Origin of the sequence: Sulfitobacter mediterraneus (assembly GCF_003054325.1) — a bacterium.
Taxonomy (GTDB): domain Bacteria; phylum Pseudomonadota; class Alphaproteobacteria; order Rhodobacterales; family Rhodobacteraceae; genus Sulfitobacter; species Sulfitobacter mediterraneus.
In genome coordinates, this window is record NZ_QBKU01000003.1 from 368442 (window position 1) to 391681 (window position 23240).

Annotated in this window: 23 protein-coding genes; 18 read left to right on the forward strand and 5 right to left on the reverse strand. The window is 58.0% G+C overall.

Features of this window, described 5'->3' with window-relative positions:
• Window positions 1–10: 10 nt before the first annotated feature.
• The 3 genes from C8N31_RS07015 to miaA all read right to left on the reverse strand — a co-directional run bounded on the left by C8N31_RS07015 (window position 11) and on the right by miaA (window position 3139).
• Window positions 11–1096 (reverse strand): ABC transporter permease, encoded by a 1086-nt coding sequence (locus C8N31_RS07015; protein WP_025048167.1) that lies wholly within the window; start codon window positions 1094–1096, stop codon window positions 11–13.
• Between the two features lie 262 nt (window positions 1097–1358).
• Entirely contained in the window at window positions 1359–2144 is a 786-nt protein-coding gene (locus tag C8N31_RS07020; protein WP_231476795.1) for an AraC family transcriptional regulator, read from the reverse strand.
• 104 nt (window positions 2145–2248) lie between these two features.
• Complete coding sequence (gene miaA, locus C8N31_RS07025; RefSeq protein WP_025048165.1) at window positions 2249–3139, reverse strand: tRNA (adenosine(37)-N6)-dimethylallyltransferase MiaA; 891 nt, start codon at window positions 3137–3139, stop codon at window positions 2249–2251.
• Window positions 3140–3237: 98 nt separating this feature from the next.
• On the opposite strand from miaA, the gene pyrH reads away from it, so the two are divergent.
• The 6 genes from pyrH to rseP all read left to right on the forward strand — a co-directional run bounded on the left by pyrH (window position 3238) and on the right by rseP (window position 8841).
• Entirely contained in the window at window positions 3238–3966 is a 729-nt protein-coding gene (gene pyrH / locus C8N31_RS07030) for a UMP kinase (RefSeq protein ID WP_025048164.1), read from the forward strand.
• Window positions 3967–4090: 124 nt separating this feature from the next.
• The gene (gene frr, locus C8N31_RS07035; protein WP_025048163.1) at window positions 4091–4654 is read left to right on the forward strand and encodes a ribosome recycling factor; all 564 of its coding nucleotides are present in this window, start codon (window positions 4091–4093) and stop codon (window positions 4652–4654) included.
• Window positions 4655–4747: 93 nt separating this feature from the next.
• Window positions 4748–5500 (forward strand): polyprenyl diphosphate synthase, encoded by a 753-nt coding sequence (gene uppS, locus C8N31_RS07040; protein WP_037907383.1) that lies wholly within the window; start codon window positions 4748–4750, stop codon window positions 5498–5500.
• Between the two features lie 10 nt (window positions 5501–5510).
• Window positions 5511–6305 carry a phosphatidate cytidylyltransferase gene (locus C8N31_RS07045; protein ID WP_025048161.1) on the forward strand — a complete coding sequence of 265 codons (795 nt, stop codon included), beginning with the start codon at window positions 5511–5513 and terminating at the stop codon, window positions 6303–6305.
• 6 nt (window positions 6306–6311) lie between these two features.
• Window positions 6312–7487 (forward strand): 1-deoxy-D-xylulose-5-phosphate reductoisomerase, encoded by a 1176-nt coding sequence (gene dxr, locus C8N31_RS07050; RefSeq protein WP_025048160.1) that lies wholly within the window; start codon window positions 6312–6314, stop codon window positions 7485–7487.
• A gap of 4 nt (window positions 7488–7491) precedes the next feature.
• Window positions 7492–8841: an RIP metalloprotease RseP gene (gene rseP, locus C8N31_RS07055; protein WP_025048159.1), complete on the forward strand. Its 1350-nt coding sequence runs from the start codon at window positions 7492–7494 to the stop codon at window positions 8839–8841.
• Here the strand turns inward: rseP and C8N31_RS07060 are convergent.
• Window positions 8838–9230, reverse strand: coding sequence for a RidA family protein (locus C8N31_RS07060; RefSeq protein WP_025048158.1), 393 nt, complete (start codon window positions 9228–9230; stop codon window positions 8838–8840). The genes rseP and C8N31_RS07060 overlap by 4 nt on opposite strands.
• Window positions 9231–9374: 144 nt before the next feature.
• On the opposite strand from C8N31_RS07060, the gene C8N31_RS07065 reads away from it, so the two are divergent.
• From C8N31_RS07065 to lpxB, 8 genes are all read left to right on the forward strand, one after another.
• Entirely contained in the window at window positions 9375–9713 is a 339-nt protein-coding gene (locus C8N31_RS07065; RefSeq protein ID WP_025048157.1) for a hypothetical protein, read from the forward strand.
• A 253-nt stretch (window positions 9714–9966) separates the two neighbouring features.
• A complete protein-coding gene (locus tag C8N31_RS20635) occupies window positions 9967–10092 on the forward strand; it encodes a hypothetical protein (protein WP_259274286.1) in 126 nt (41 codons plus the stop codon).
• A 168-nt stretch (window positions 10093–10260) separates the two neighbouring features.
• The gene (bamA, locus tag C8N31_RS07070; RefSeq protein ID WP_037918431.1) at window positions 10261–12594 is read left to right on the forward strand and encodes an outer membrane protein assembly factor BamA; all 2334 of its coding nucleotides are present in this window, start codon (window positions 10261–10263) and stop codon (window positions 12592–12594) included.
• A 4-nt stretch (window positions 12595–12598) separates the two neighbouring features.
• Window positions 12599–13165 carry an OmpH/Skp family outer membrane protein gene (locus C8N31_RS07075; protein WP_025048155.1) on the forward strand — a complete coding sequence of 189 codons (567 nt, stop codon included), beginning with the start codon at window positions 12599–12601 and terminating at the stop codon, window positions 13163–13165.
• Window positions 13166–13240: 75 nt separating this feature from the next.
• Window positions 13241–13711: a 3-hydroxyacyl-ACP dehydratase FabZ gene (gene fabZ / locus C8N31_RS07080; protein WP_025048154.1), complete on the forward strand. Its 471-nt coding sequence runs from the start codon at window positions 13241–13243 to the stop codon at window positions 13709–13711.
• A complete protein-coding gene (gene lpxA / locus C8N31_RS07085) occupies window positions 13708–14490 on the forward strand; it encodes an acyl-ACP--UDP-N-acetylglucosamine O-acyltransferase (RefSeq protein WP_025048153.1) in 783 nt (260 codons plus the stop codon). The genes fabZ and lpxA overlap by 4 nt, the downstream gene beginning before the upstream one ends.
• Window positions 14487–15287: an LpxI family protein gene (locus C8N31_RS07090; protein WP_025048152.1), complete on the forward strand. Its 801-nt coding sequence runs from the start codon at window positions 14487–14489 to the stop codon at window positions 15285–15287. The genes lpxA and C8N31_RS07090 overlap by 4 nt, the downstream gene beginning before the upstream one ends.
• On the forward strand, window positions 15284–16438 hold the full coding sequence (gene lpxB, locus C8N31_RS07095; protein WP_025048151.1) for a lipid-A-disaccharide synthase: 1155 nt from the start codon (window positions 15284–15286) through the stop codon (window positions 16436–16438). The genes C8N31_RS07090 and lpxB overlap by 4 nt, the downstream gene beginning before the upstream one ends.
• 121 nt (window positions 16439–16559) lie before the next feature.
• Here the strand turns inward: lpxB and mnmA are convergent, their stop codons facing one another.
• Window positions 16560–17702 carry a tRNA 2-thiouridine(34) synthase MnmA gene (gene mnmA, locus C8N31_RS07100; RefSeq protein WP_025048150.1) on the reverse strand — a complete coding sequence of 381 codons (1143 nt, stop codon included), beginning with the start codon at window positions 17700–17702 and terminating at the stop codon, window positions 16560–16562.
• A gap of 123 nt (window positions 17703–17825) precedes the next feature.
• Between mnmA and sciP the strand changes: the two genes are divergently transcribed.
• The 4 genes from sciP (at window position 17826) to recG (ending at window position 23205) form a co-directional block, all read left to right on the forward strand.
• Window positions 17826–18104, forward strand: coding sequence for a CtrA inhibitor SciP (sciP, locus tag C8N31_RS07105; RefSeq protein ID WP_025048149.1), 279 nt, complete (start codon window positions 17826–17828; stop codon window positions 18102–18104).
• Window positions 18105–18200: 96 nt separating this feature from the next.
• Window positions 18201–18908, forward strand: a complete 708-nt coding sequence (gene ctrA, locus C8N31_RS07110; RefSeq protein WP_025048148.1) for a response regulator transcription factor CtrA — start codon at window positions 18201–18203, stop codon at window positions 18906–18908.
• 89 nt (window positions 18909–18997) lie between these two features.
• On the forward strand, window positions 18998–21118 hold the full coding sequence (gene ligA / locus C8N31_RS07115; protein ID WP_025048147.1) for an NAD-dependent DNA ligase LigA: 2121 nt from the start codon (window positions 18998–19000) through the stop codon (window positions 21116–21118).
• Complete coding sequence (gene recG / locus C8N31_RS07120) at window positions 21115–23205, forward strand: ATP-dependent DNA helicase RecG (RefSeq protein ID WP_025048146.1); 2091 nt, start codon at window positions 21115–21117, stop codon at window positions 23203–23205. The genes ligA and recG overlap by 4 nt, the downstream gene beginning before the upstream one ends.
• The last annotated feature ends 35 nt before the right edge of the window (window positions 23206–23240 follow it).

A 23240-nucleotide genomic window follows, 5' to 3' on the forward strand; every position in this document is an offset into this window, starting at 1 on the left:
CCTTGCTCCCTTAAGAAATGCGAATGCGTGGGTTGAGGTAGACATAGCCGATATCGGAAATCAGCTGGGTCACCAGAACCACCACAACAGAAACAACAGAGACCGCCAGAAGCAATTCAATGTCGTTGTTCGACGCCGCCTGCACCAAAAGCCAGCCAAAACCCTTGTAGTTGAACAGGGTCTCAACGATGACCACACCGTTCAGCAGCCACGGGATCTGCAACATGATCACCGTAAAGGGGGCAATCAGAGCGTTGCGCAGCGCGTGTTTGAGAACGATATCGGAAAACTTGACGCCCTTAAGGCGGGCGGTGCGGATGTACTGCGCGGTCATCACCTCGGTCATCGAAGCCCGCGTCATCCGCGCAATGTAGCCCATCCCATAAAGGGAAATGGTCAGCACCGGCAGGAAGAAGTTCCAGAAATTGGCATCATCCATCGCCGAAGTGGCGGACCCAAAGAACAATGTCTTGCTGTCGATCCAGCCCCATTCGGCCAATATCGGCGACAGGCCAAACTTCGACGAGGCCAGCACCGCGATAAAGATAACGCCCGATACATATTCAGGTGTCGCTGTTGTCGCGATGGAGAAAGTGGAAAGCGACCGGTCCAGTTTGGATCCTTCGCGCATCCCCGCAAGAACCCCGACAATCAGCGCCGATGGCACCATCAACATCAACACCCAGAACATCAATTTGCCGGTCAGCGCCAGCCGTGTCAGCAGGGTTGACCCCACCTCATCTTTGAAAACCGTGGAAAAGCCCCAGTCCCCTTGCAGAATACCGCAGCGGGTGGGCCGCTCGTCTTCCGGTGTGCCTTCGGAGAAGCAACGCCCGAAGGTTTTGCCATCATCCTTTTCAGTCACCCAGCCGGGCATCACGCCCAGCCATTGACCAAATTTGACCGGCATTGGCTGCAAATAGCCGCGATCACCCAGATAAGACGACACAGCTTCGTCCGACATCCGGAAGTTGCCTTGCGTCTTGGCCAGTTTTTCGAGGTTTGGATAAAGATTGGTAAGCCAGAACACGATGAACGTCAGGCAAAGCGCCGTCAGTATCATCACGCCCAGGCGGCGCAGAATAAATAGTCCCATGTCGTGCCCCTGTTGGTGGCGCAGCGGGTTTGTCCCGCTGGAATTGATTGGCCTTTGGCCATTTTGAACAGCGGCAATGCAAACGCATTCCCACTTCCACAAGGCGCCGAACGCGCCTTGTAGCACTCCCATTGAGCCCATGAGGCACCATCGACCGCGTCAGGTCAATGTCGTCTTCCGTCATTAATCTGGAATTTTGCGACATCACATCATTCTGAAAACGACATTTTCGATTTTTGGAAAAGGGCAATTTGCAGCTGGTTTATAGTGTACCTTGCCGCAGCTTGCTGGGCGGGAGTCCGGTATGGTGTTGTATAAAGCGGGTAAAATAAGCGGCTGATCCAAATCCGAGGTGCCGCGCGATGTCTTTTGCCGGCTGGGCCGTTTCCCCCAACAGGCTGCGCCCGGCGTGTAACACGCGTTCTGTCAGCAGATCTGCCGCTGTCTTGCCCGTCGCCGATTTTACCGCGCGAGTCAGATGTGTCGAGGTTACGCCCAACTCATCCGCATAGGCCGCCATGCTTGCCCCGGTCTGATAGCCCGCGGACAACAGATTGCAGTAGCGCTGGCTCAGCCGTCCGGCGGCGTTACGACGGTCCGGAACATGTTCATCCTGCATGATCTGCCGCCGCAACCAGACCGAGATCAGCGCGGTATGTGCCTCAAGCGCATCCTGCCGGAGCGGCCGTTGCTGCGATTGTTCGCGCTGTGCGGCCTCGATCAAGGCCGTGAGTTCCGATTGGGTTGTCACATCCCGAATGCGCAGGTGTCGCGGCATTTCCGGCAGGCGCAGCGGTGTGCCTTGCGGGATCAGGACCGCTTGCCCCATGCTTTGCCGCCCCATATCCATTGAAAACAACGCCCCCGCGGGCACCCAAAGCGCGTTATGCGCCCCGATCCCGCGCCGCAGACCATCCAGCAGGGCGCGTCCCTGACCACGGGTGATCCAGACCAGCAAATGATGGCTTCGGTCATGGGCCAGCTGCACCTGCCAATCCTGCCCGCCGCTGAGCTGGGCAAGGGTCAGAACCTGAATGTCAGTGGCCATTGGGGTCATGCAATTATCGCTTTATTGAAATTCGGTTGGAATTTCCTAAAGGAATAAAGCGGCAATTGTGTGCAAAATGCAAGTTAATGCTGAGGGTAGGGGTGCTACCCTCGGTTGATTTTGTGCCAATTGGCCATTTTCGACCGCATCCAGGTGCGCTGGCGCTTTGCGAACTGGCGCGTTGCGATCACCGCGTTTTGTCTGGCTTGATCAAGGGTTAGATCCCCGTCCAGATATTGCATCAACTCTGGCACACCGATGGCGCGGTGGGCGGGCAGGGCAGGATCATAAACGCCGCGCACGGCCTCTACCTCATCCAGCGCACCTTGCTCGATCATCAGATCAAACCGCCGCGCGATCCGGTCGTTGAGCCAATCTTTATCCACGTCAAAAACAACCGGAAAGCTCTGATCAAGCGGCAGTGGGGCCGGGCCGGTTTGCTTTTGCCAGTCTGCCAGCGGTCTGCCTGTGGCGTGCTGTACCTCCCATGCACGTTGCACCCGCGCCCGGTTTTGCACGTCGATCCGGGCTTGGGTCTCGGCATCCACGCCCTGTAACAGCACCTCAAGCGTCAATTCATCCGCTTGCGCACGGACCTCTGGCGGGGTGGCCGGGATCTCGGCAAGGCCTTGTGTCAGCGCGGAAAAGTACAATCCGGTGCCGCCGACAATAATGGGGCGTTGCCCGGCATACAGCAAAGGCACCACCTCGCGCAGCCAATGGCCTGTGGAATAAGGCGCCGTGGCGGCCACATGCCCATAAAGCAGATGCGGCGCCTGTGCCTCTTCTTCCTTTGAGGGCCGCGCCGTGATCACCCGCCAACAGTCGTAAACCTGACTGCCATCAGCATTCACAACCACGCCGCCCTGCGCCGCCGCGATCTCAAGCGCCAAAGCCGATTTGCCCGATGCCGTTGGCCCCGCGATCAGAACCGGTTGCTCTGGTGACAGGCCATCCAACAGGGTTTGGAATTGAGAAGACGTCGGATGCGGCATTTCTTTGGGCTTACCTGATACTTTACATTGAACCTTGCCGCCATTTGCGACATTTTGCGCCCAAATGAAAACCCCAGAGCCCTCCGAAAGGTGCCACCATGCCCCAAGACGCCCCGCAGACCAGTTTCAACCGCGTGATGCTGAAGATTTCAGGGGAGGCGTTGATGGGGGATCAGGGCTTTGGCTTGCACCCGCCCACCGTTGAACGGATCGCCCGCGAAGTACAAAGCGTGCATGAGATGGGTGTCGAGATCTGTATGGTCATCGGCGGCGGCAATATCTTTCGCGGGTTGCAAGGCAGTGCGCAAGGGATGGAGCGGACCACGGCGGACTACATGGGGATGCTGGCGACGGTGATGAACGCACTGGCGATGCAATCCTCGCTGGAAGGTCTGGGCATTCACACACGAGTTATTTCGGCAATCACCATGAACGAAGTGGCCGAGCCCTATATCCGCCGCCGCGCCGTGCGGCACCTTGAAAAGAAACGGGTTTGCATCTTTGCCGCGGGCACCGGCAACCCTTACTTTACCACAGATACCGCCGCGACCCTGCGGGCCAACGAGATGTCTTGCGAGGCGATCTTTAAGGGCACCAAAGTCGATGGTGTCTACGACAAAGACCCGAACAAATTTGACGATGCCAAACGCTATGATGATGTAAGCTACGACGATGTGCTGGCCAAACGGCTTGGCGTTATGGACGCATCGGCCATCGCATTGGCCCGCGACAACAATCTGCCGATTATTGTCTTCTCGCTGGACGAACCGGGCGGGTTCCGCGGCATTCTGGCGGGCGAGGGCACCTATACCCGCGTGCACGGCTAGGGCCGGCGAATGCCCACTGGTCATTGTACCAACTGTTGATTTATACTTGTACCAAAGCGCGTTCCGAGAGCCAAATGGCCGGTCCGCGCCCGAAATGAGCCCGAATTGAGGATGAGAAAACCCCATGGCAGATGATTTTATTCTGGACACTGATGACCTTGAGCGCCGCATGAATGGTGCCATTTCCTCTTTGCGGACGGAGTTTTCGTCCCTGCGCACGGGCCGCGCGTCCGCATCGATGCTTGAGCCCGTTATGGTTGACGCCTACGGCTCCATGACCCCGATCAATCAGGTCGGCACTGTCAACGTGCCAGAGCCGCGCATGGTCACCATCAATGTCTGGGACAAAGGGCTGGTGGGTAAAGTGGAAAAGGCGATCCGCGAAAGCGGCCTTGGCATCAATCCACAGCTCAACGGCACCATTATCATGCTGCCCATTCCCGAACTGAACGAAGAGCGTCGCCGTGATCTGACCAAAGTGGCGGGGCAATATGCCGAACATGCCCGTGTTTCGATCCGCAACCTGCGCCGTGACGGGATGGACCAGATCAAAAAGGCCAAGGCCGACGGGATGTCCGAGGACGATCAAAAATTCTGGGAAACCGAAATGCAAGATTTGACGGATAAGTTTATCGCGCTGATCGACGAGCAGCTGGAAACCAAACAAGCCGAGATCATGCAGGTCTGACCCTGCTTTAGGGCCGTCCCAGAGGCGGCCTTTTTTCTGGGACAATTGCCGTGGCATTGCGCCCACGCCCCCTCAAGCGGAGCACCGCACGCGATGAACATCCCCCAAAAGGCGGACCAGACCCCAGAGCCAGAGATCACGCCAGGCGGCCCGCGCCATGTTGCGATCATCATGGATGGTAATGGCCGCTGGGCCACACAGCGCGGGCGTCCGCGCCTGTTCGGCCATCATGCAGGGGCACGGCGGGTGCGTGAAATTGTACAATCTTGTCCGGATTTTGGCGTCAAGTATCTGACAATATTCGCCTTTTCCACGGAAAATTGGAAGCGTACACAGGTTGAAGTGGCGGGGCTGATGAGCCTGTTTCGCCGCTACATCACAAAAGAAACCCGTGCGCTTAGCGAAGATGGTGTGCGTGTACGTTTCATCGGGGATCGGCTGCGCCTTGATGACAAATTGATCAAGCTGATGAACGACCTCGAAGCGGCAACTGCCCATAACGATAAGGTCAATCTGACCATCGCCATCAACTATGGTGGCCGCGATGAGGTGGCCCGCGCCACCAAACGGCTGGCACAGGATGTCGCGGCGGGGCGGCTTGACCCCGAATCCGTAGATGAAGAAACGCTGCCAAGGTATTTGGATACTTACGTTTTGCCAGATCCAGACCTTGTGATCCGCACCAGCGGTGAGGCGCGGATTTCGAACTTTCTGCTGTGGCAATCGGCCTATGCGGAATACGAGTTTATTGACACCCTTTGGCCCGATTTCACCCGCGAGGAATTTGGCAGCCTGTGTGCCTCCTACGGGGGCAGGGATCGGCGTTTTGGTGCTGTGAAAACCTGAGGAAAAGACGATGGCCAAAAATCCTGAACAATGGTCGGACCTGACCGCGCGGATGTTCTCCGGCGCGGCAATGGTTGTGGTTGGTCTGCTGGGCATCTGGTTCGGTGGGCATGTGTTTCATGTGCTGGTTGCGATCATTTGTGGCCTGATGGTTTGGGAACTTGTCGGCATGCTGCGCCCCGGTGCGCGGCATGTGCAGTTGCAACTGGGCGCATTGACTGGCGCGGCGGTGTTTTTGGCGATCTATCTGCCGGTGGGTTTTGCCCTGCCGGTGTTGTTGGCTCCGGCTTTGATCGGCTTTGGTCAATTGACCGATAACCGTACGATTTATATGGCTTTTTCTGTGATGATCCTGCTGTCTGGATTTGGTATGATGCAGGTGCGCGACGATCTGGGCTTTGGCTGGATGCTGTGGCTGGTGCTGGTTGTGGTGGTCACGGATGTGGTGGGCTATTTCGCAGGGCGGACTTTCGGCGGGCCAAAATTCTGGCCCAAGGTCAGCCCCAAGAAAACATGGTCAGGCACTGGCGCTGGCTGGATCGGTGCCGCGGTTGTGGGGCTGCTGTTCTCGATCAACACCGAGGTGAGCCTTGAGTTGATCGGTATTTCCATCGCTGTTTCGATGGCGTCGCAGATGGGCGATATCGCCGAATCTGGGATGAAACGGCGCATGGGCGTCAAGGACAGCTCAAACCTGATCCCCGGTCATGGCGGATTGCTGGACCGGTTTGATGGCATGTTGGGCGCGTCGGTGTTCCTGCTGATCATTGGCCAGTTTATCGGTTTCCCTCCGGGGCTGGGGTAGGCCCGCATGCCGCGCAAGGTTTCGATCCTGGGGGCGACCGGCTCCATCGGGCAGAACACCATTGATCTGATCCGTCGTGATCCGGACGCCTATGATGTTGTGGCACTGACCGGCGCAGGAAATATCGCGCAGCTGGCGGCGGATGCGATTGCACTGGATGCAAAGATCTCGGTCACCGCGCATGATCATCTGCTGGGGGATCTGCGCGATGCCTTGGCCGGATCCGGGGTTGAAGTGGCAGCGGGGGCGCAGGCCATCACCGAATGCGCAAGCCGCCCGTCCGATTGGATCATGTCGGCCATCGTGGGCGCGGCGGGTCTTGCGCCGGGGTTGGCGGCGGCCGCGCAGGGCGGCACATTGGCGCTGGCCAACAAGGAATCGCTGGTTTGTGCGGGGGCATTGATGTTGCAAACTGCCTCTGACAACAACGCTCAGATCCTGCCGGTCGACAGTGAGCATTCCGCAATTTTCCAAGCGCTGATTGGCGAGGACATCGCCACTGTCGAACGGGTGATCATTACCGCCAGCGGCGGTGCGTTCCGCAACTGGCCGATTGAAAAACTGGCGCAGGCCACGCTGGATCAGGCCTCAAGCCATCCCAATTGGGACATGGGCCAGCGGATCACCATCGACAGCGCCTCCATGTTCAACAAAGCCATGGAGGTTATTGAAACCAAAGAATTCTTTGACGTGACCGCAGATCAGATCGAAGTCTTGGTGCATCCGCAATCCATGATCCATGCGCTGGTTGGTTTTGTCGATGGGGCATTGATGGCCCATGTCGGACCACCAGACATGCGCCACGCCATCGGCTTTGCCCTGCATCACCCCAATCGGGTGCATCTGCCGGTGGAGCGGCTGGACCTTGCCGCCATTGGCCAATTTGAGTTTCGCGCCCCCGATGACCGCCGATGGCCCGCCTTGTCACTGGCCCGTCAAACCATGGCAGCGGGCGGCATGACCGGCGCGGTGTTCAACGCCGCCAAAGAAACAGCGCTTGACGGATTTATCGCAGGCCAAATCAATTTTGTGCAAATGGCCGAGATCGTAGAACAGACTTTGGACGACATGACAGAGCATTCCGGCCTCATTCATGACACCATGACCCTTGATAACGTGCTTCAAGTAGACCATTTGGCACGTAAGGCGGCCCAAGCCGCGATCAACAAAAGAGCAGGGTAGCGTTTTGGACATTCTTGGACTTCTTCCGCAATTTGGCAGCTTGATCTGGACCATCGTGGCATTTGTTGTCGCGCTGTCGGTGATTGTGGCGGTACATGAATACGGCCATTACATCGTGGGTCGCTGGTCCGGCATTCATGCTGATGTGTTCAGTCTTGGCTTTGGTCCGATCCTGTGGTCCGGCCATGACAAACGCGGCACCCGCTGGCAAATCGCCGCACTGCCCTTGGGCGGGTACGTCAAATTTGCAGGCGATGCCAATGCCGCATCGGGCAAGGACGAGGCTGCGATGGCGGCCGTGGCGGATGATCCGGACAAGCTGCGCCACACGATGCACGGCGCGCCTTTGTGGGCGCGTGCCGCCACTGTGGCGGCCGGTCCTGTGTTCAATTTCGTGATGTCATTCCTGATTTTTGCCGCTGTGGCCTATACCGCTGGCGTGACCAAAGATCCGCTGACCGTGGGCGAACTGCGTGATCTGCCCCAACAGGGCATCGAATTGCAGACCGGGGACGAGATACTGGCGATCAATGGTGTCAATGTGCCGGCGGTTGAAGACCCCGATTACGGGTCTTTCCTCGGCTCGGTCCCGCAGGAACCTGTGCTGACCTATGATGTGAACCGTGCAGGGCAAAGAAAATCCGTGACCGGACCTTATGTCATGCCGCCGCTGGTGTTGCAGGTCTTGCCACAATCGGCCGCCTATGCCGCCGGACTTGAGGCGGGGGATGTGATCACTGCAATCAACGGCCGCGACATTTTTGCCTTTACCCAGCTCAAAGAGGTGGTTGAAGCCTCCGAAGGGGCGACGCTGGAATTGATGGTCTGGCGCGAGGGGCAAAGCCTGCCGTTCACCATGACGCCCAAGGTCGTGGATGAGCCGCAAGAGGACGGCACGTTCAAACGCTCTGTCCGGATCGGCATTGCGGGCGGCATGGCCTTTGAAACGGCCACCGAGACGCCCGGCTTGGGCGCTGCGGCCGCGCGCGGGGTGGAAAACACCTGGCGGATCATCACCGGCTCTATCTCGGGGCTCAAACAGATGATCGTCGGCAACATCAGCACCTGCAACCTCTCCGGCCCTGTCGGCATCGCCCAGACCTCCGGCGCCATGGCCAGCCAGGGGGCGCAGTCGTTCATCTATTTTATCGCGGTGCTGAGCACGGCCGTGGGCCTGCTTAACCTCTTTCCGATCCCGGCGCTGGATGGCGGGCATCTGGTGTTCTACGCCTATGAGGCCGTTGCGGGCAAACCGCCAAGCGACAAGGCGCTGCGTGTGTTGATGACCATTGGTCTGGCGCTTGTTTTGTCTTTGATGGTCTTTGCGCTCGGCAATGATCTGTTCTGCCCCTAAGGCAGCATTGACGCGATCACCCTGATTTCAACCACAGCCCCTTCCCGGCGAATACCGGCCACCTCAACGGCGGTCCAAGCCGGGTAGGGCGGTTTGAAGACCGACAGGCGCACCGCGTCGAAATCATCAAAATGATCCCGCAGACCCACGTGATAGCTTGTCATCTCGACAATGGCATCCATGCCAGGTCCGGCCTCGGCCAGAACCATCCCGATCTTGGCAAAGGCCTGCTCAAACTGGGCGGTGGGATTGCTGGGCATTGCGCCATCCGGCCCTGATCCGGTTGTTCCGGTCAGGAAAAGATGATCGCCCGAAACAATGCCGGGCGACATATTAAGCGCCTCTGCAGCGGCGGCCACAGCGGCAGGGATGATGGCGCGTTTTGGCATGGGAGGGTCCTATTGAGGTTTTTTGGATATCAATAGGTAGGACAAACCGGAACTGTCAAATGTCGGGTAAGAGCCCATTTTAACCTATTGTTGTAGTAGCCCGAGTGGCAGTAAGAACTGTCAGTTCATTATGTCGAGGGTAGAATGGAAAACGAATACACCGATAATATCGTCGAACACGCTTTTTACGGGATCGACGAAAACATCCCCGCGGATCGAACGACTGTCGTAAACTTAAGAGACCTGATGAAGGTTCATGCAACTCTTGCCGAACTGATACAGTTCTTCCATCAGCCCCTCCATATGCAATCACTTGAAGACGTTGAAAAATATTTGGGGACGTTCGAGACTAATGGCGCTTACAAGCTTATGTCGTTAGCTCACCACGACATAATGAGCCGTATGCTTCCAAGTGACATGGAGGCGCTGTTTGAAGGAAGTGCTTTCGAAGCACCGAATAGCCCCCACTATTTTGAAGAATAGGAAACTAAGCAGGTTAATTTCCAAGGACACCGTTAGCCCAGCAACACTGGCAGTGCTGTCTTTCAGGCGTGTGGGTTCGTGGTCGCTTTGTCCGCAAAGCCGCCATTCAGCATATTCTCCGCACCCCGGACCTGACCGCAAATCAGCCAAAAATAACCCGCTCTCACCGCATTGCCCCAAAATCGCCACAATTCATCAAAATCGTGCCGCATTGCCCCGATAGAAACGCATGTAGGTAAATCGGAGCAGACCCATGCACACACTTCAGCAATCCTATCGCGGCCTTAGCCTGTTGGCGGATATCAACATGGATCGTCTGCTGTATATCGGCGCGATTGGCGCGGCATTGGCAGCCGGGGCGTTTATCGGATCGCTCTGATCCGTTTCCCACACTACCTCATGATGTTTCGACTTTGAAAAGCACTGCATAATGTAGTGCTTTTTTGCTTGTCCGGGTTTTGACAATCCGCGTTAACCTGCGTACTCAGGTTGGCAATGGATGTCGCAAAATTGGGTTTGAACCATGAGGCTGAATACCTGGGGCGGTATGCCTGTGAAACAGGCGCGGAAGAAAGATTTCGCTAACGCAATTCGGAGCGCTTCTGTTTGCGCTTTGTTGTCAGTGGCTTGGCTGGTTCCAGCTGCAGAAGCGGTGGCGCAGGAGTACCGGTTTAATTCGGTCGTGATCAACGGAAACGAACGGATCGGCGATAGCGCGATCCTGTCGCGGGCCGGAATCAGGCGTGGATCGGTGGTGTCGGGCGGTCAGCTGAATGACGCCTACCAGAACCTGCAGAACTCCGGATTGTTTGAATCCGTTGCCATTGAACCGCGTGGCGGCACATTGGTGATCACGGTCACGGAATTGCCTACGCTGAACCGGGTGCGCTTTGAAGGCAACGCACGGATCAAGGATGACAACCTGCAAGGGGTCATCACCTCGACCGAGCGGCAGGTGTTCAACCCGGCCAAAGCCGAGGCTGACGCCGCAGCGATTGTTGAGGCCTATGCCAATGATGGTCGGATCGCCGCCCGTGTGCAGCCCCGTATCATTCGGCGCAGCCAGAACCGGGTCGATTTGATCTTCGAAATTTTCGAAGGCGACAACGTCGAGATTGAACGGCTTAGCTTTTCCGGCAATCGGGTCTATTCCGATCGCCGTTTGCGCCGCGTTCTAGGCACCAAACAGGCCGGGTTGTTCCGCCGCCTGGTGCGCCGCGATACCTTTGTCGAAAGCCGTGTGGACGCGGACAAGCAGATGCTGCGCGATTTCTATCTGTCGCGCGGTTATGTCGATATGCGCACCACTGCAGTGAACGGCGAATTGACCGAAGAGCGCGACGGGTTCTTTGTGTCCTACAACATCATTGAGGGCCAGCAGTTCAGCTTTGGCGAGGTGAATGTTGTCTCCGAACTGCCCAATGTGGACGCGGATGCCTACCGCAAGATCATCAAGGTCCGTTCCGGCAAGACCTATTCCCCGACGGTGGTGGAAGCTGACATTGCCCGGCTGGAACGTCAGGCGATCCGCGACGGCGTCGATTTCATGCGGGTCGAGCCGCGGATCGAGCGCAATGACCGCGATCTGACGCTGAATGTGACCTATGTTCTCAGCCGCGGACCGCGCGTCTTTGTGGAGCGGATTGATATCGAGGGCAACACAACCACGCTTGACCGGGTCATCCGCCGCGAATTTGACAGTGTTGAAGGTGATCCTTTCAATCCGCGTGAGATCCGGCAGGCGGCAGAACGCATCCGCGCACTTGGGTTCTTTGAAGTCGCGGAAGTGAATGCCCGCGAAGGCAGCAGCGGCGAACAGGTTGTCGTTGACGTTGATGTCGAGGAAAAACCAACAGGGTCTTTGAACTTTGGCGGAACATTCTCCAACAACGACGGCTTTGGCGTTGTGATCAGCTTTGCCGAGAACAACTTCCTCGGGCGCGGGCAACGGCTTGGCCTTTCGCTTTCTACGGCATCGGATGCCAAGCGGTACGGGATCAAATTCACCGAACCGCGCCTCTTGGGCCGTGATTTGGCCTTCGGGATCGAACTGGACTACGCAGAAACAGATTCGCAGTATTTCTCTTACGACACCAACGACTTTGTGTTCCGGCCCAGCCTGACCTTCCCGGTCAGCGAAAATGGCCGTCTGCAACTGCGCTACACCGCAGAAGAGATCGAAACAGTGGCGCGTGAAGTGCCGGTTCATGGCCTTACAGCGGCCGGAGACATTGCCGTCGGTGCGCAGTTGTCGTCTTCCATCGGCTATGAATACACCTATGACACCCGGCGCACCGGTCTCGACCCGACCTCAGGCGTGTTGTTCCAGTTCAGTCAGGACTTTGCCGGCTTGGGCGGGGACAGCAAATTCATCCGCACCACAGCCAAGGTTGTCGGCGAAAAGAAGATCTTTAACGAAGAAGTCACGCTCCGCGCCACCCTTGAAGGCGGCGCATTGGCGTGGTCCGAAGGCACCAACCGGATTGTGGATCGCTTTATCCTGACCCCGTCGATCATTCGCGGTTTTGAGCCGGGCGGCATCGGTCCGCGCGATATCAGCGGCACCGCCAATGACCCGCTGGGCGGCAACCTTTATGTCGCGGCGCGGTTTGAGGCGGAATTCCCGCTTGGCTTGCCCGAAGAATACGGCATCACCGGCGGTGTTTTCTATGACGTCGGCAACCTGTGGGATCTGAGCGATGTGAACTATAACGGCGGCACTGTTGTCGGCGAAAGTGGTTCATTCCGCCATGTGATCGGCCTGTCGGTGTTCTGGCAGACCCCGGTTGGCCCGTTGCAGTTCAACGTCTCTAAGGCCCTGAAAAGCGAGACCTTTGACAAGGAACAAAGCTTTGAGGTCACGCTGCGCACCGAGTTCTAGGGCGATGAGATCGCCTTTTGCCTGCGTTTTTGCGGTGCTGGCCCTGTTTGGGGCAGCACCCGCATTTGCACAGCAACAGGGCAGCGCCAGCCTGAACCTCGGATCGATTTCCAGCCCAGTGCTGACATTGGATTCGGACCGGGTGTTTCTGGAAAGCGCCTTTGGCCGCCGGGTGGCGGGCGAGGTGGAAAGTAAGGCGGCGGAACTGGCCGCCGATTTTCGCCAGATCGAGGCCGAGCTTGAAGCCGAAGAGCGCGAGTTAACCGACCTGCGCCCGACATTGCCAGCAGATGAATTTCGGGTACTGGCCGATCAGTTCGATCAAAAGGTACAGGCCATCCGCCAGGAACAGGCGGCCAAGGAACGCGACCTGAACCAACTGCTTGATAAAGAGCGCGAGGTGTTTCTGGGGGCCGCTGCGCCAGTGCTGGAACGCCTGATGCGCCGCAGCGGTGCGGTGGTGATCCTTGAACGCCGCTCGATCTTTTACAGTGCCAATGCGATCGAGATCACAGACGCCGCCATCGCGTTACTGGATGAAACATTGGGCAGCGGGATCGAGCCGAAGTAGCGCCGATCTGATGCTTGCCCCATTGGGCCTGAGTTGATAGCCCTGTTATACGCCCTTGCAATCAAAGGACATTCCATGAGCCAAGAGAAATTGCGCGCCGACATCCAAATGATTCAGCGCATCCTGCCGCACCGCTATCCGTTTTTGTTGGTCGACAAAGTCGAAGAGATCGACGGCACTTCCTCCGCCGTTGGGTACAAAAACGTCACCATGAACGAGCCGCATTTTCAGGGTCATTTTCCCGGCACTCCGATCATGCCCGGCGTCACCATTGTTGAGGCGATGGCCCAGACCGCAGGCGTGATGGTTGGCGTGGCGCTGGAACAGATGGACAAGGAAATGTTGATCTATTTCATGTCCATCGACAAATGCAAATTCCGCCGCAAAGTTGTGCCGGGCGATGTGCTGCGCATGGATCTGAAAACAGTGCGCGGCAAACCGGGCGGCAAGGTTTGGCGGTTCTCGGGTGTAGCCACGGTTGAGGGCGAAATGGCCGCCGAGGCGGAGTTTATGGCGATGCTGGATCTGCCGAAAGAAGACGCATGAGCAACATCCACCCCTCAGCGGTGATCGAGGATGGGGCGCAGATTGACCCCTCCGCACTGGTTGGCCCGTTTTGTGTGGTTGGCCCTGACGTCGTGTTGCACGCAGGCGTGGTTCTCAAAAGCCATGTGGTGATCACGGGCCAGACCGAGGTTGGTGAGGGCACCGAGATTTTCTCATTCGCTGTGATTGGTGAAATCCCTCAGGATCTCAAATTCAAGGGCGAGGCCAGCCGCCTTGTCATCGGCAAGCGCAACCGCATCCGTGAACATGTTACGATGAACTGCGGCACCGAAGGCGGTGGCGGGTTGACCAAAGTGGGTGATGACGGCCTCTTTATGGCGGGTTGCCACATTGCCCATGACGCGATCATCGGGGACCGGGTGATTGTGGTGAACAGCGCCGCTGTGGCGGGGCATTGTGTGCTGGAAGATGACGTGATCATCGGCGGGCTGTCGGGCATTCACCAGTTCGTCCGTATCGGGCAGGGTGCCATTGTGGGCGCCGTGACCATGGTGACCAATGATGTGATCCCCTATGGGCTGGTGCAGGCGCCGCGCGGCGATCTTGATGGGCTAAATCTTGTCGGGCTCAAACGCCGCGGTGTGGCCCGCCGCGACATCACGGCGCTAAGGGCCGCGTTTCAGATGTTGGCCCAAGGCGAAGGCACGTTCCATGACCGCGCCCGCCGCCTTGGTGAAGAAACCGAAAGCGATTATGTCCGCCAGATCGTAGATTTTGTGGCCGCGGACAGCAGCCGCAATTTCCTGACCCCGAAATGACGCTGGCATTGATCGCGGGGCGCGGTGATCTGCCGGCCAAGGTTGCCGCTGCGCAGGATCAACCGCCGCTGATCTGCGGCTATGACGGCATGCTGCCTGATTTGGTCGGCGTGGATCTGACCTTCCGTCTTGAAACCCTTGGCACATTGCTGGTCCAGCTGGGAGAGCGCGGCATCACAAAGGTCTGTTTTTGCGGGGCAATTGACCGGCCCGCGCTGGACCCGTCCAAGCTGGATGCCGAGACATTGCCATTGGTGCCGTTGTTTCAAAAGGCATTGGCCGCAGGCGATAACGGTGCCCTGCAGATCCTGATGCAGATTTTTGAACAGACCGGCTTTGACGTGGTGGGCGCGGATGAATTGCTGCCGGAACTTGTTGCGCAGCAGGGGGTGTTGTCGGACAAATGGCCTGATGCGCAGATGCGCAAAGATGCCGCCAAGGGCGAGGTGGTTCTGGCCGGTCTGGCCCCGCTCGACATCGGGCAAGCCTGCGTGATTGGCCGCGAACAGGTGCTGGGCGTCGAGACCATTGGCGGCACCGATCATTTGTTGTCCACCTTGCCGCCCGAGACCAAAGGCGCCTGCGCGATCCTGTGCAAAGGCCCCAAAGAGGGCCAGATCCGCGAGATCGACATGCCCACCATCGGGCCAAACACCTTGACCGCCGCCCATGCAGCCGGTCTGGCCGGGGTGGTGGTGGACGCAGGCGATGTGATTATCCTGGAGCAAGACCGCTGCGCCGCCTTGGCCGATGAGCTGGGTCTTGTGCTTTGGGTGCGGCGCGGAGGCGAAGGGTGAAGGTCTTTATCCTTGCCGGAGAGCTGTCTGGCGACAAGCTGGGCGGGGCCTTGATGGCGGGGTTAAAAGAGCTGCGTCCTGAGGTGCAGTTTGACGGGATCGGCGGGCCAGAGATGATGGCGCAGGGGTTGGTCAGCCGTTTCGATATGTCCGAGTTGAGCGTCATGGGATTGGCCGAAATCCTGCCAAAATACCGGGCTTTGATGGCGCGGATAAACGAGACTGCGCAGGCGGTGATCGACACCGCACCCGACGTTCTGATCACCATTGACAGCCCGGACTTTTCGCTGCGGGTTGCGCGGAAGGTGAAGGCAAAAAGCAGCATTAGAACAGTGCATTACGTGGCGCCTTCCGTCTGGGCCTGGCGTCCGGGCCGGGCAGAGAAAATGGCCCGCTGGGTCGATCATGTATTGGCGCTTTTGCCGTTTGAGCCGCCCTTTATGGAAGCGGCGGGCATGGCCTGTGATTTTGTCGGACATCCGGTGGTCGCGGAACCTGTGGCGCAACCTGATGAGATTGCTGCGTTTCGGGCGTCGATGGATCTGGCCGATGCGCCGCTGGCCCTGATCCTGCCCGGATCGCGGCGCAGTGAGGTGAGCCGTCTGTTGCCGATCTTTCAGCAGGTTGCCGCCCGACTGGTTCGGGCGCGGCCCGATCTGAGGATCGTTGTGCCCGCCGCAGGGCCGGTAGCCGCAGATGTGCGCCGCGCCATGCGCACTTGGGAAGGGCGGCCAATTGTGCTTGATCCGACCGATATGAAACTGGACGCAGCGCAGGCGCAGAAACGCGCCGCCTTTGCCGCCGCTGATGTGGCGGTCGCGGCTTCTGGCACTGTGTCGCTGGAGCTGGCGGCGGCGGCGACACCGATGGTGATCGCCTATGACATGAACTGGCTAAGCCGCCAGATCATTGGCCGGATGGTCAAGATCGACACGGTGACATTGGTCAATCTGGTGTCCGAGACCCGCGCGGTGCCCGAGTTTATTGGCGCAAACTGCCGGCCCGGTCCAATTGCCGAGGCGGCGCTTAAGGTACTTGATGACCCGCAGGCGCAATTGGCCGCAATGGCGTTGACAATGCAGCGTTTGGGGCAGGGCGGTGCAGCGCCGGGAATACGCGCGGCGCAGGCTGTTTTGGACCGGCTTCCTTAGGGCCGGATCCTAACGGCCGCGCCTTGCGGCGCGATTCTATTCAATTTCACTGATGGGGGACGCTGTCCCCCAAACCCCCTGGATTATTTGGGGCCAAAAAGGGGGGTAGGCGCGGCTTGGGCTAGCCTTTGTGGATCCAGCCGCCGCCGAAGATGCGGCTGCTGTTCGGATCGTAGAAGACGCAGGCCTGACCGGGGGAAATGCCCTCTTCGGCGCTGAGCAGTTCCACTTCGGCTGTGGTGTCCGTAATCGGGCGCAGGATCGCATCGCGTGGCGGGCGGGTTGAGCGGACCTTGACCGCGATGGGCCATTCCTCTTGTGAGGTCAGCGGGGCATCGCCAAGCCAGTTGATCTCGCGCACCGGAACGCGGCGGGTGGCCAGCATGGATTTGGGGCCGACCACCACCTCTTTGCGCTCTGCGTCCAATTTGACCACGTAAAGTGGATCGGCCAGACCGCCGATGCCAAGACCGCGGCGTTGGCCGATCGTATAGTGGATCACGCCCTCATGCTGGGCCAGCACCTTGCCGTCCTGATCCACGATATTGCCCGGATCGGCGGCTTCGGGGCGCAGCTTGCGGATCACCGATGCATAATCGCCATTGGGGACAAAACAGATGTCCTGGCTGTCCGGTTTCATCGCCACGCTGAGACCGTATTTGGCGGCCAGCGCGCGGGTGTCGTCCTTTGAGGGCAGGTGGCCCAGCGGAAAGCGCAGGAAATCGAGCTGTTCTGGGGTGGTTGAGAACAGGAAATAGCTTTGGTCGCGGCTGGCGTCGGCAGCGCTGTGCAATTCCGGCCCATCGGCCCCCATTTTGCGCTGGATGTAATGGCCGGTGGCCATGCAGTCGGCTTCGAGGTCTTTCGCGGTTTCCAAAAGGTCTTTGAACTTGACCCGCTCGTTGCAGCGGATGCAGGGCACGGGCGTTGCCCCGGCAAGATAGCTGTCAGCAAATTCGTCGATCACTGCATCCTGAAAGATGTTTTCATAATCCAGCACGTAATGCGGAAAGCCCATGTCTTCGGCGACGCGGCGGGCATCATGAATGTCGATCCCGGCGCAACAGGCCCCCTTTTTGGCCAGAGCCGCCCCGTGGTCATAAAGCTGCAGGGTCACGCCCACCACATCATAGCCTTCTTCTGCCAGCATCGCCGCCACGACAGAGCTGTCAACGCCGCCTGACATGGCGACGACAACCCGCGTGTCGGCGGGCGCTTTTGCAAAGCCCAAAGAATTGAGCGGCGGGGTCTGATCAAGGGCCATGAGATGTCTCCGGGAGGCGTTAGTGGGGAATATAGGAAAATCCTATGCACTCACAAGGGGTGGCTTCACCTGCCGTTAAGGAGGGCGGGTGCATCCCTGAGCCGCGGCAATTTGGAGTGGCTGATGTTTCTGAAGAAAGTGGATGGGCCCAGATCCGTGACCCTTGCGGATGGCACGGTGATGAGTCAGGCAGATCTTCCGCCGGCGCACACCCGGCGTTGGGTGGCGTCGCGCAAGGCTGCGGTTGTGCGCGGGGTTGTTTACGGCCTGATCACCCAGGCCGAAGCGCTGAACCGATATCAGATCAGTGAAGAAGAATTTGTTGAATGGGTGCGTGCGGTTACAGACCATGGCGAAGCCGCGCTCAAGGCAACAACATTACAAAAATATAGACAACTTTAAGTTGCTAACGTATCGTTATTCACATGGGTAACGGGTGGTTAACCTTTTTTGTTCACGATCCAGTCCAATGTCATGATGACCATGCGGAGGAACCAAATGCGCGTACTGCTTGTCGAAGATGATCCCACGACCTCGCGAAGCATCGAATTGATGCTGACCCATGCAAACCTCAATGTCTATGCGACCGATCTGGGGGAGGAAGGCATCGATCTGGCCAAGCTTTATGATTATGATCTGATCTTACTGGATCTCGATTTGCCAGATATGAACGGCCATGAGGTGCTGCGCCAGCTGCGGCTCAGCCGGATTGAGACACCCATTCTGATTCTCTCCGGGTCGGACGACACCGAAAGCAAGATCAAAGGTTTCGGATTTGGGGCGGACGATTATCTGACAAAACCCTTCCACCGCGAAGAACTCGTGGCCCGTATCCATGCGATTATTCGCCGGTCCAAGGGGCATTCCCAATCGGTGATCAAAACCGGGCAGATTGCCGTAAATCTGGATGCCAAGACGGTGAGCGTGGATGACGCCACGGTGCATCTGACCGGAAAAGAATATCAAATGCTCGAACTGTTGTCCTTGCGCAAAGGGACCACCCTGACCAAAGAGATGTTTCTCAACCATCTATACGGCGGCATGGATGAGCCGGAGCTGAAGATTATCGACGTTTTCATCTGTAAACTGCGCAAAAAGCTGAGCTTGGCCACGGGCGGCGAGAACTACATCGAAACGGTTTGGGGGCGCGGCTATGTCTTGCGCGACCCTGAGCCAGCAACGATGGACATTGCGGCCACCGGATAACCAGACAAGACCATGGCGGAAACTGCTAGACCTGCTGTGCCCTGCCACCTATCTAAAGGGGGATTGGAACAGGCATAGGGGGCGGGGCCGTGACATCCGAAACAGCGGTTGATGCACTAAGCAAGACGCAAGCCGAGGCAGAGCTGGCCCGTTTGGCGCAGCTCCTGTCGGAAGCGAATGCGGCCTATCACAGCGCAGATGACCCGGACATTTCGGATGCCGACTACGACAGTCTGAAGCAGCGCAATGCAGCGATCGAACAGCGGTTTCCGGAACTCAAACGGACCGACAGCCCTTCCGAACAGGTTGGCGCAGCACCCGCCGCAGGATTTTCGAAAGTTACACATGCGGTGGCGATGCTGTCGCTGTCCAATGCATTCGACGATGATGATGTGCGTGAGTTTGATGGCCGCATTCGAAAATATCTCGGATTGGCACCCGAAACGCTGTTGCGCTATACGGCAGAGCCAAAAATTGACGGATTGTCACTTTCCCTGCGTTATGAAAGCGGCGTTTTGGTGCAAGCTGCTACGCGCGGCGATGGCGAAGTTGGTGAAAATGTCACTGCAAACGCCAAAACCATTGCCGATGTTCCGCACCAGATCCAGACGGATCATTCCGTTCTGGAGGTGCGCGGCGAAGTCTATATGAGCCATGCCGATTTTGAGGCACTTAACCAGCGCCAACAGGCCAACGATGACAAAGCTTTCGCCAACCCTCGAAACGCTGCGGCCGGATCGCTGCGCCAGTTGGATACGGAAATCACCCGATCACGGCCTCTACGGTTTTTCGCCTATGCATGGGGTGCTTTGTCTGATCCGCTCGCTGATACTCAAATGGGTGCGATCAAATACCTAAATGCGCTGGGGTTTTCGACAAACCCACTGACCGCCATGTGCGATGGGCCGCGGGATATGCTGGACCACTACGCCAAGATCGAGAGCCAAAGAGCGACGCTTGGCTATGACATCGACGGTGTTGTGTACAAAGTGAATGATCTGGCGCTTCAAGAAAGGCTCGGATTTCGCTCAACCACGCCGCGTTGGGCCATTGCGCATAAATTCCCGGCAGAACTGGCCTGGACCCGACTGGAAGGGATCGACATTCAGGTCGGCCGCACCGGCGCCCTTTCTCCGGTCGCGCGATTGCAGCCTGTGACTGTGGGCGGTGTTGTTGTGTCGAACGCGACGCTGCACAATGAAGATTACATTAAAGGGTTTGACAGCAAAGGCGCCAAGATCCGCGACGGGAAAGACATCCGAATTGGCGATTGGGTGCAAGTCTATCGCGCCGGCGATGTGATCCCGAAAGTGGCTGATGTGGATCTGAGCAAACGCGCGCCGGATGCGCAGCCTTACACATTCCCTGAAATATGCCCTGAATGCGGCTCAGAAGCCTTGCGCGAGCCGGGCGATGCGGTGCGTCGCTGCACGGGAGGGTTGATATGTCCGGCGCAAGCTGTTGAAAAATTGAAACATTTCGTATCGCGTGGGGCCTTTGATATCGACGGCCTTGGCGCAAAACAGGTTGAGCAATTCTACACCGATGGCTGGATCGCGGAACCTGCGGACATTTTCACGCTGCGGGAACGTTTTGGCGCGGGCCTGCAACAGCTCAAGAACCGCGAGGGTTGGGGAGAGAAATCTGCCACAAATCTCTTCGATGCAATTGATGACAAACGAAACATTCCCCTTGGCAAATTGATCTTTGCACTTGGCATTCGCCATGTCGGCGAGGCCGCATCAAATCTTTTTGCGCTGCATTATGGCACCTGGGATGCGTTTGAAACTGCGGTTTTGAACGCGGCGGACCAGGACAGTAGCGCCTGGGCAGACCTTATCGGCGTTGACGGCGTTGGCACGGTGATGGCTGGATCGCTCGTCAGCGCATTTGCACAAGAGGCCGAACGCGCATCCATTGATCGGCTCGTGGCGCATCTTTTGATCAAACCGGCGCAGCGGGCCGACACCAACGGCAGCCCGGTTGCAGGAAAAACCGTTGTTTTCACAGGGACATTGGAAAAAATGACCCGGGCAGAGGCCAAAGCCCGCGCCGAACGCCTCGGTGCCAAAGTATCAGGCTCGGTCAGCGCCAAAACAGATATCCTTGTCGCCGGTCCGGGGGCGGGATCAAAGGCGAAAAAAGCAGCGGAACTCGGGATCGAAACCTTGGACGAAGACGGGTGGTTGGCCCTGATCGAGGGCGCATGAGCACCCGGCCAGAGCCGCTTTTCCCGCTGTTTGCTGGTCTTGAAACCCTCGAAGGGGTGGGGCCAAAAACAGCGCAGCATCTTGCCCAGCTTGGTGTCGTTGCACCACGTGACCTGTTGTTTACATTGCCTTATTCTGGGATCGACCGTGCGCTCTGCGAGACAGTCAAAGACGTATTGTTGCCCGCGACGTTGACGGTCGCAATCACCGTGGGCGCTCACCGGCCATCGCGCAATCGCAACGGAGCCTACCGGATCCACGTGGAGGATGCGCAAACCAGTTTCCAATTGGTGTATTTTCATGCCCGCGGCGATTATTTGGCACGGCAATTGCCCGAAGGGTCGCGGCGCATCGTGTCTGGCCGGGTAGAGCTGTTCGATGGCGTTGCCCAGATGGTGCACCCGGATTTTGTGGTCCCTGAGGGCGAGCTGGGAGACATTCCAACCTTTGAACCCGTCTATCCGTTGACCAGCGGGATCACACAAAAATTGATGTACAAAGCCACGCGCGCGGCACTCGGCCGGTTGCCGGACATGGCGGAGTGGATTGATTTGGAACAGAAAAAGTCGGCCAACTGGCCGGGGTTTGCGGATGCGGCCCGCGCCGGGCATGATCCCGAAGCGCTGTCTGATCTGGTTGCAACAGCGCCCGCGAGGGAACGGCTGGCCTATGATGAGCTTTTTGCCCATCAAATAACGCTCGCTCTTGCGCGGCAACGTGAGCGCCGAAAATCAGGGCGCGAGACCCATGGTGACGGCCGGTTGCAGGCGCGGGTACTGGCATCATTGCCCTACAAACCGACCGGAGCGCAAAGTCGCGCAGTTGCTGAGATCACGACCGACATGGCCAGCGGGCAACGGATGAACCGATTGTTGCAGGGGGATGTGGGCGCTGGCAAAACTCTGGTCGCGTTTTTGTCCTTGTTGCGCGCGGTCGAAGCAGGCGGGCAGGGCGTGTTGATGGCCCCTACCGAAATTCTGGCTCGGCAACATTTGCAAGGATTACGACCCATGGCCGAGGAGGCCGGGGTGGTTTTGGAAATTTTGACAGGGCGTGACAAAGGGGCAGAGCGGCAAGCGAAAATCGACGCGTTGCAGCGCGGGGATATTCAGGTTTTGGTTGGCACCCATGCGGTGTTTCAGGCCGATGTTGTTTTTGATGATTTGCGGCTCGCTGTGGTGGACGAACAGCACCGATTTGGCGTGCGTCAACGGTTGGAGCTTGGTCAAAAGGGCGACCGCGCGGACATTCTGGTGATGACTGCAACACCGATCCCGCGCAGCTTGGCCTTGGCGCAATACGGCGACATGGATGTTTCGATCCTAGATGAAAAACCGCCGGGCCGCCAACCGATCAAGACCGCATTGATCAGCACGGAAAAGCTCGATCAGGTGATTGACCGCTTGCGTGCGGCGATTGCGGATGGGCGGCAATGCTATTGGGTGTGTCCCTTGGTCGAAGAGAGCGAGGTCAGCGATCTGATCGCGGCCGAGGAACGGTTTAAACGGTTGCGGGCAGCTTTGGGCGAAGGGGTTGTTGGCTTGGTCCATGGCCAGATGCCCCCCGCCGAAAAAGACGCGGCGATGCGGGCGTTTCAGGACGGTCAAACCAAAGTACTGGTGGCCACAACCGTTATTGAAGTGGGCGTCGATGTGCCCAACGCGACCATTATGGTGGTCGAACGGGCCGAGATTTTTGGTCTAGCGCAATTGCACCAGCTGCGCGGACGGGTGGGGCGCGGGCAGGCCGCATCGACTTGTTTGTTGATGTATCAACATCCCCTGTCCGAGACCGGCCAGCGCCGGCTTGAAGTGTTGCGCGACACAGAAGACGGATTTGTCATTGCGGAAACCGATCTTCAGATGCGCGGCACCGGCGACCTGATCGGAACGGCGCAGTCGGGGGTGCCGCGTTTTAAGGTGGCAGATCTTGAAAGGCAGGCAGGGTTGATGGCGACCGCACAATCAGACGCGCGAAAACTGTTGAGCGATGATCCCGCACTCAAGACGGAACGTGGCAAAGCGGCCCGTATGCTATTGTGGCTCATGCGCCAAGATGAAGCTATTCGTTTGATTTCAGTTGGTTAACCTTTCGTGTTCCATTTTGTTCGCAAATGTTCTTA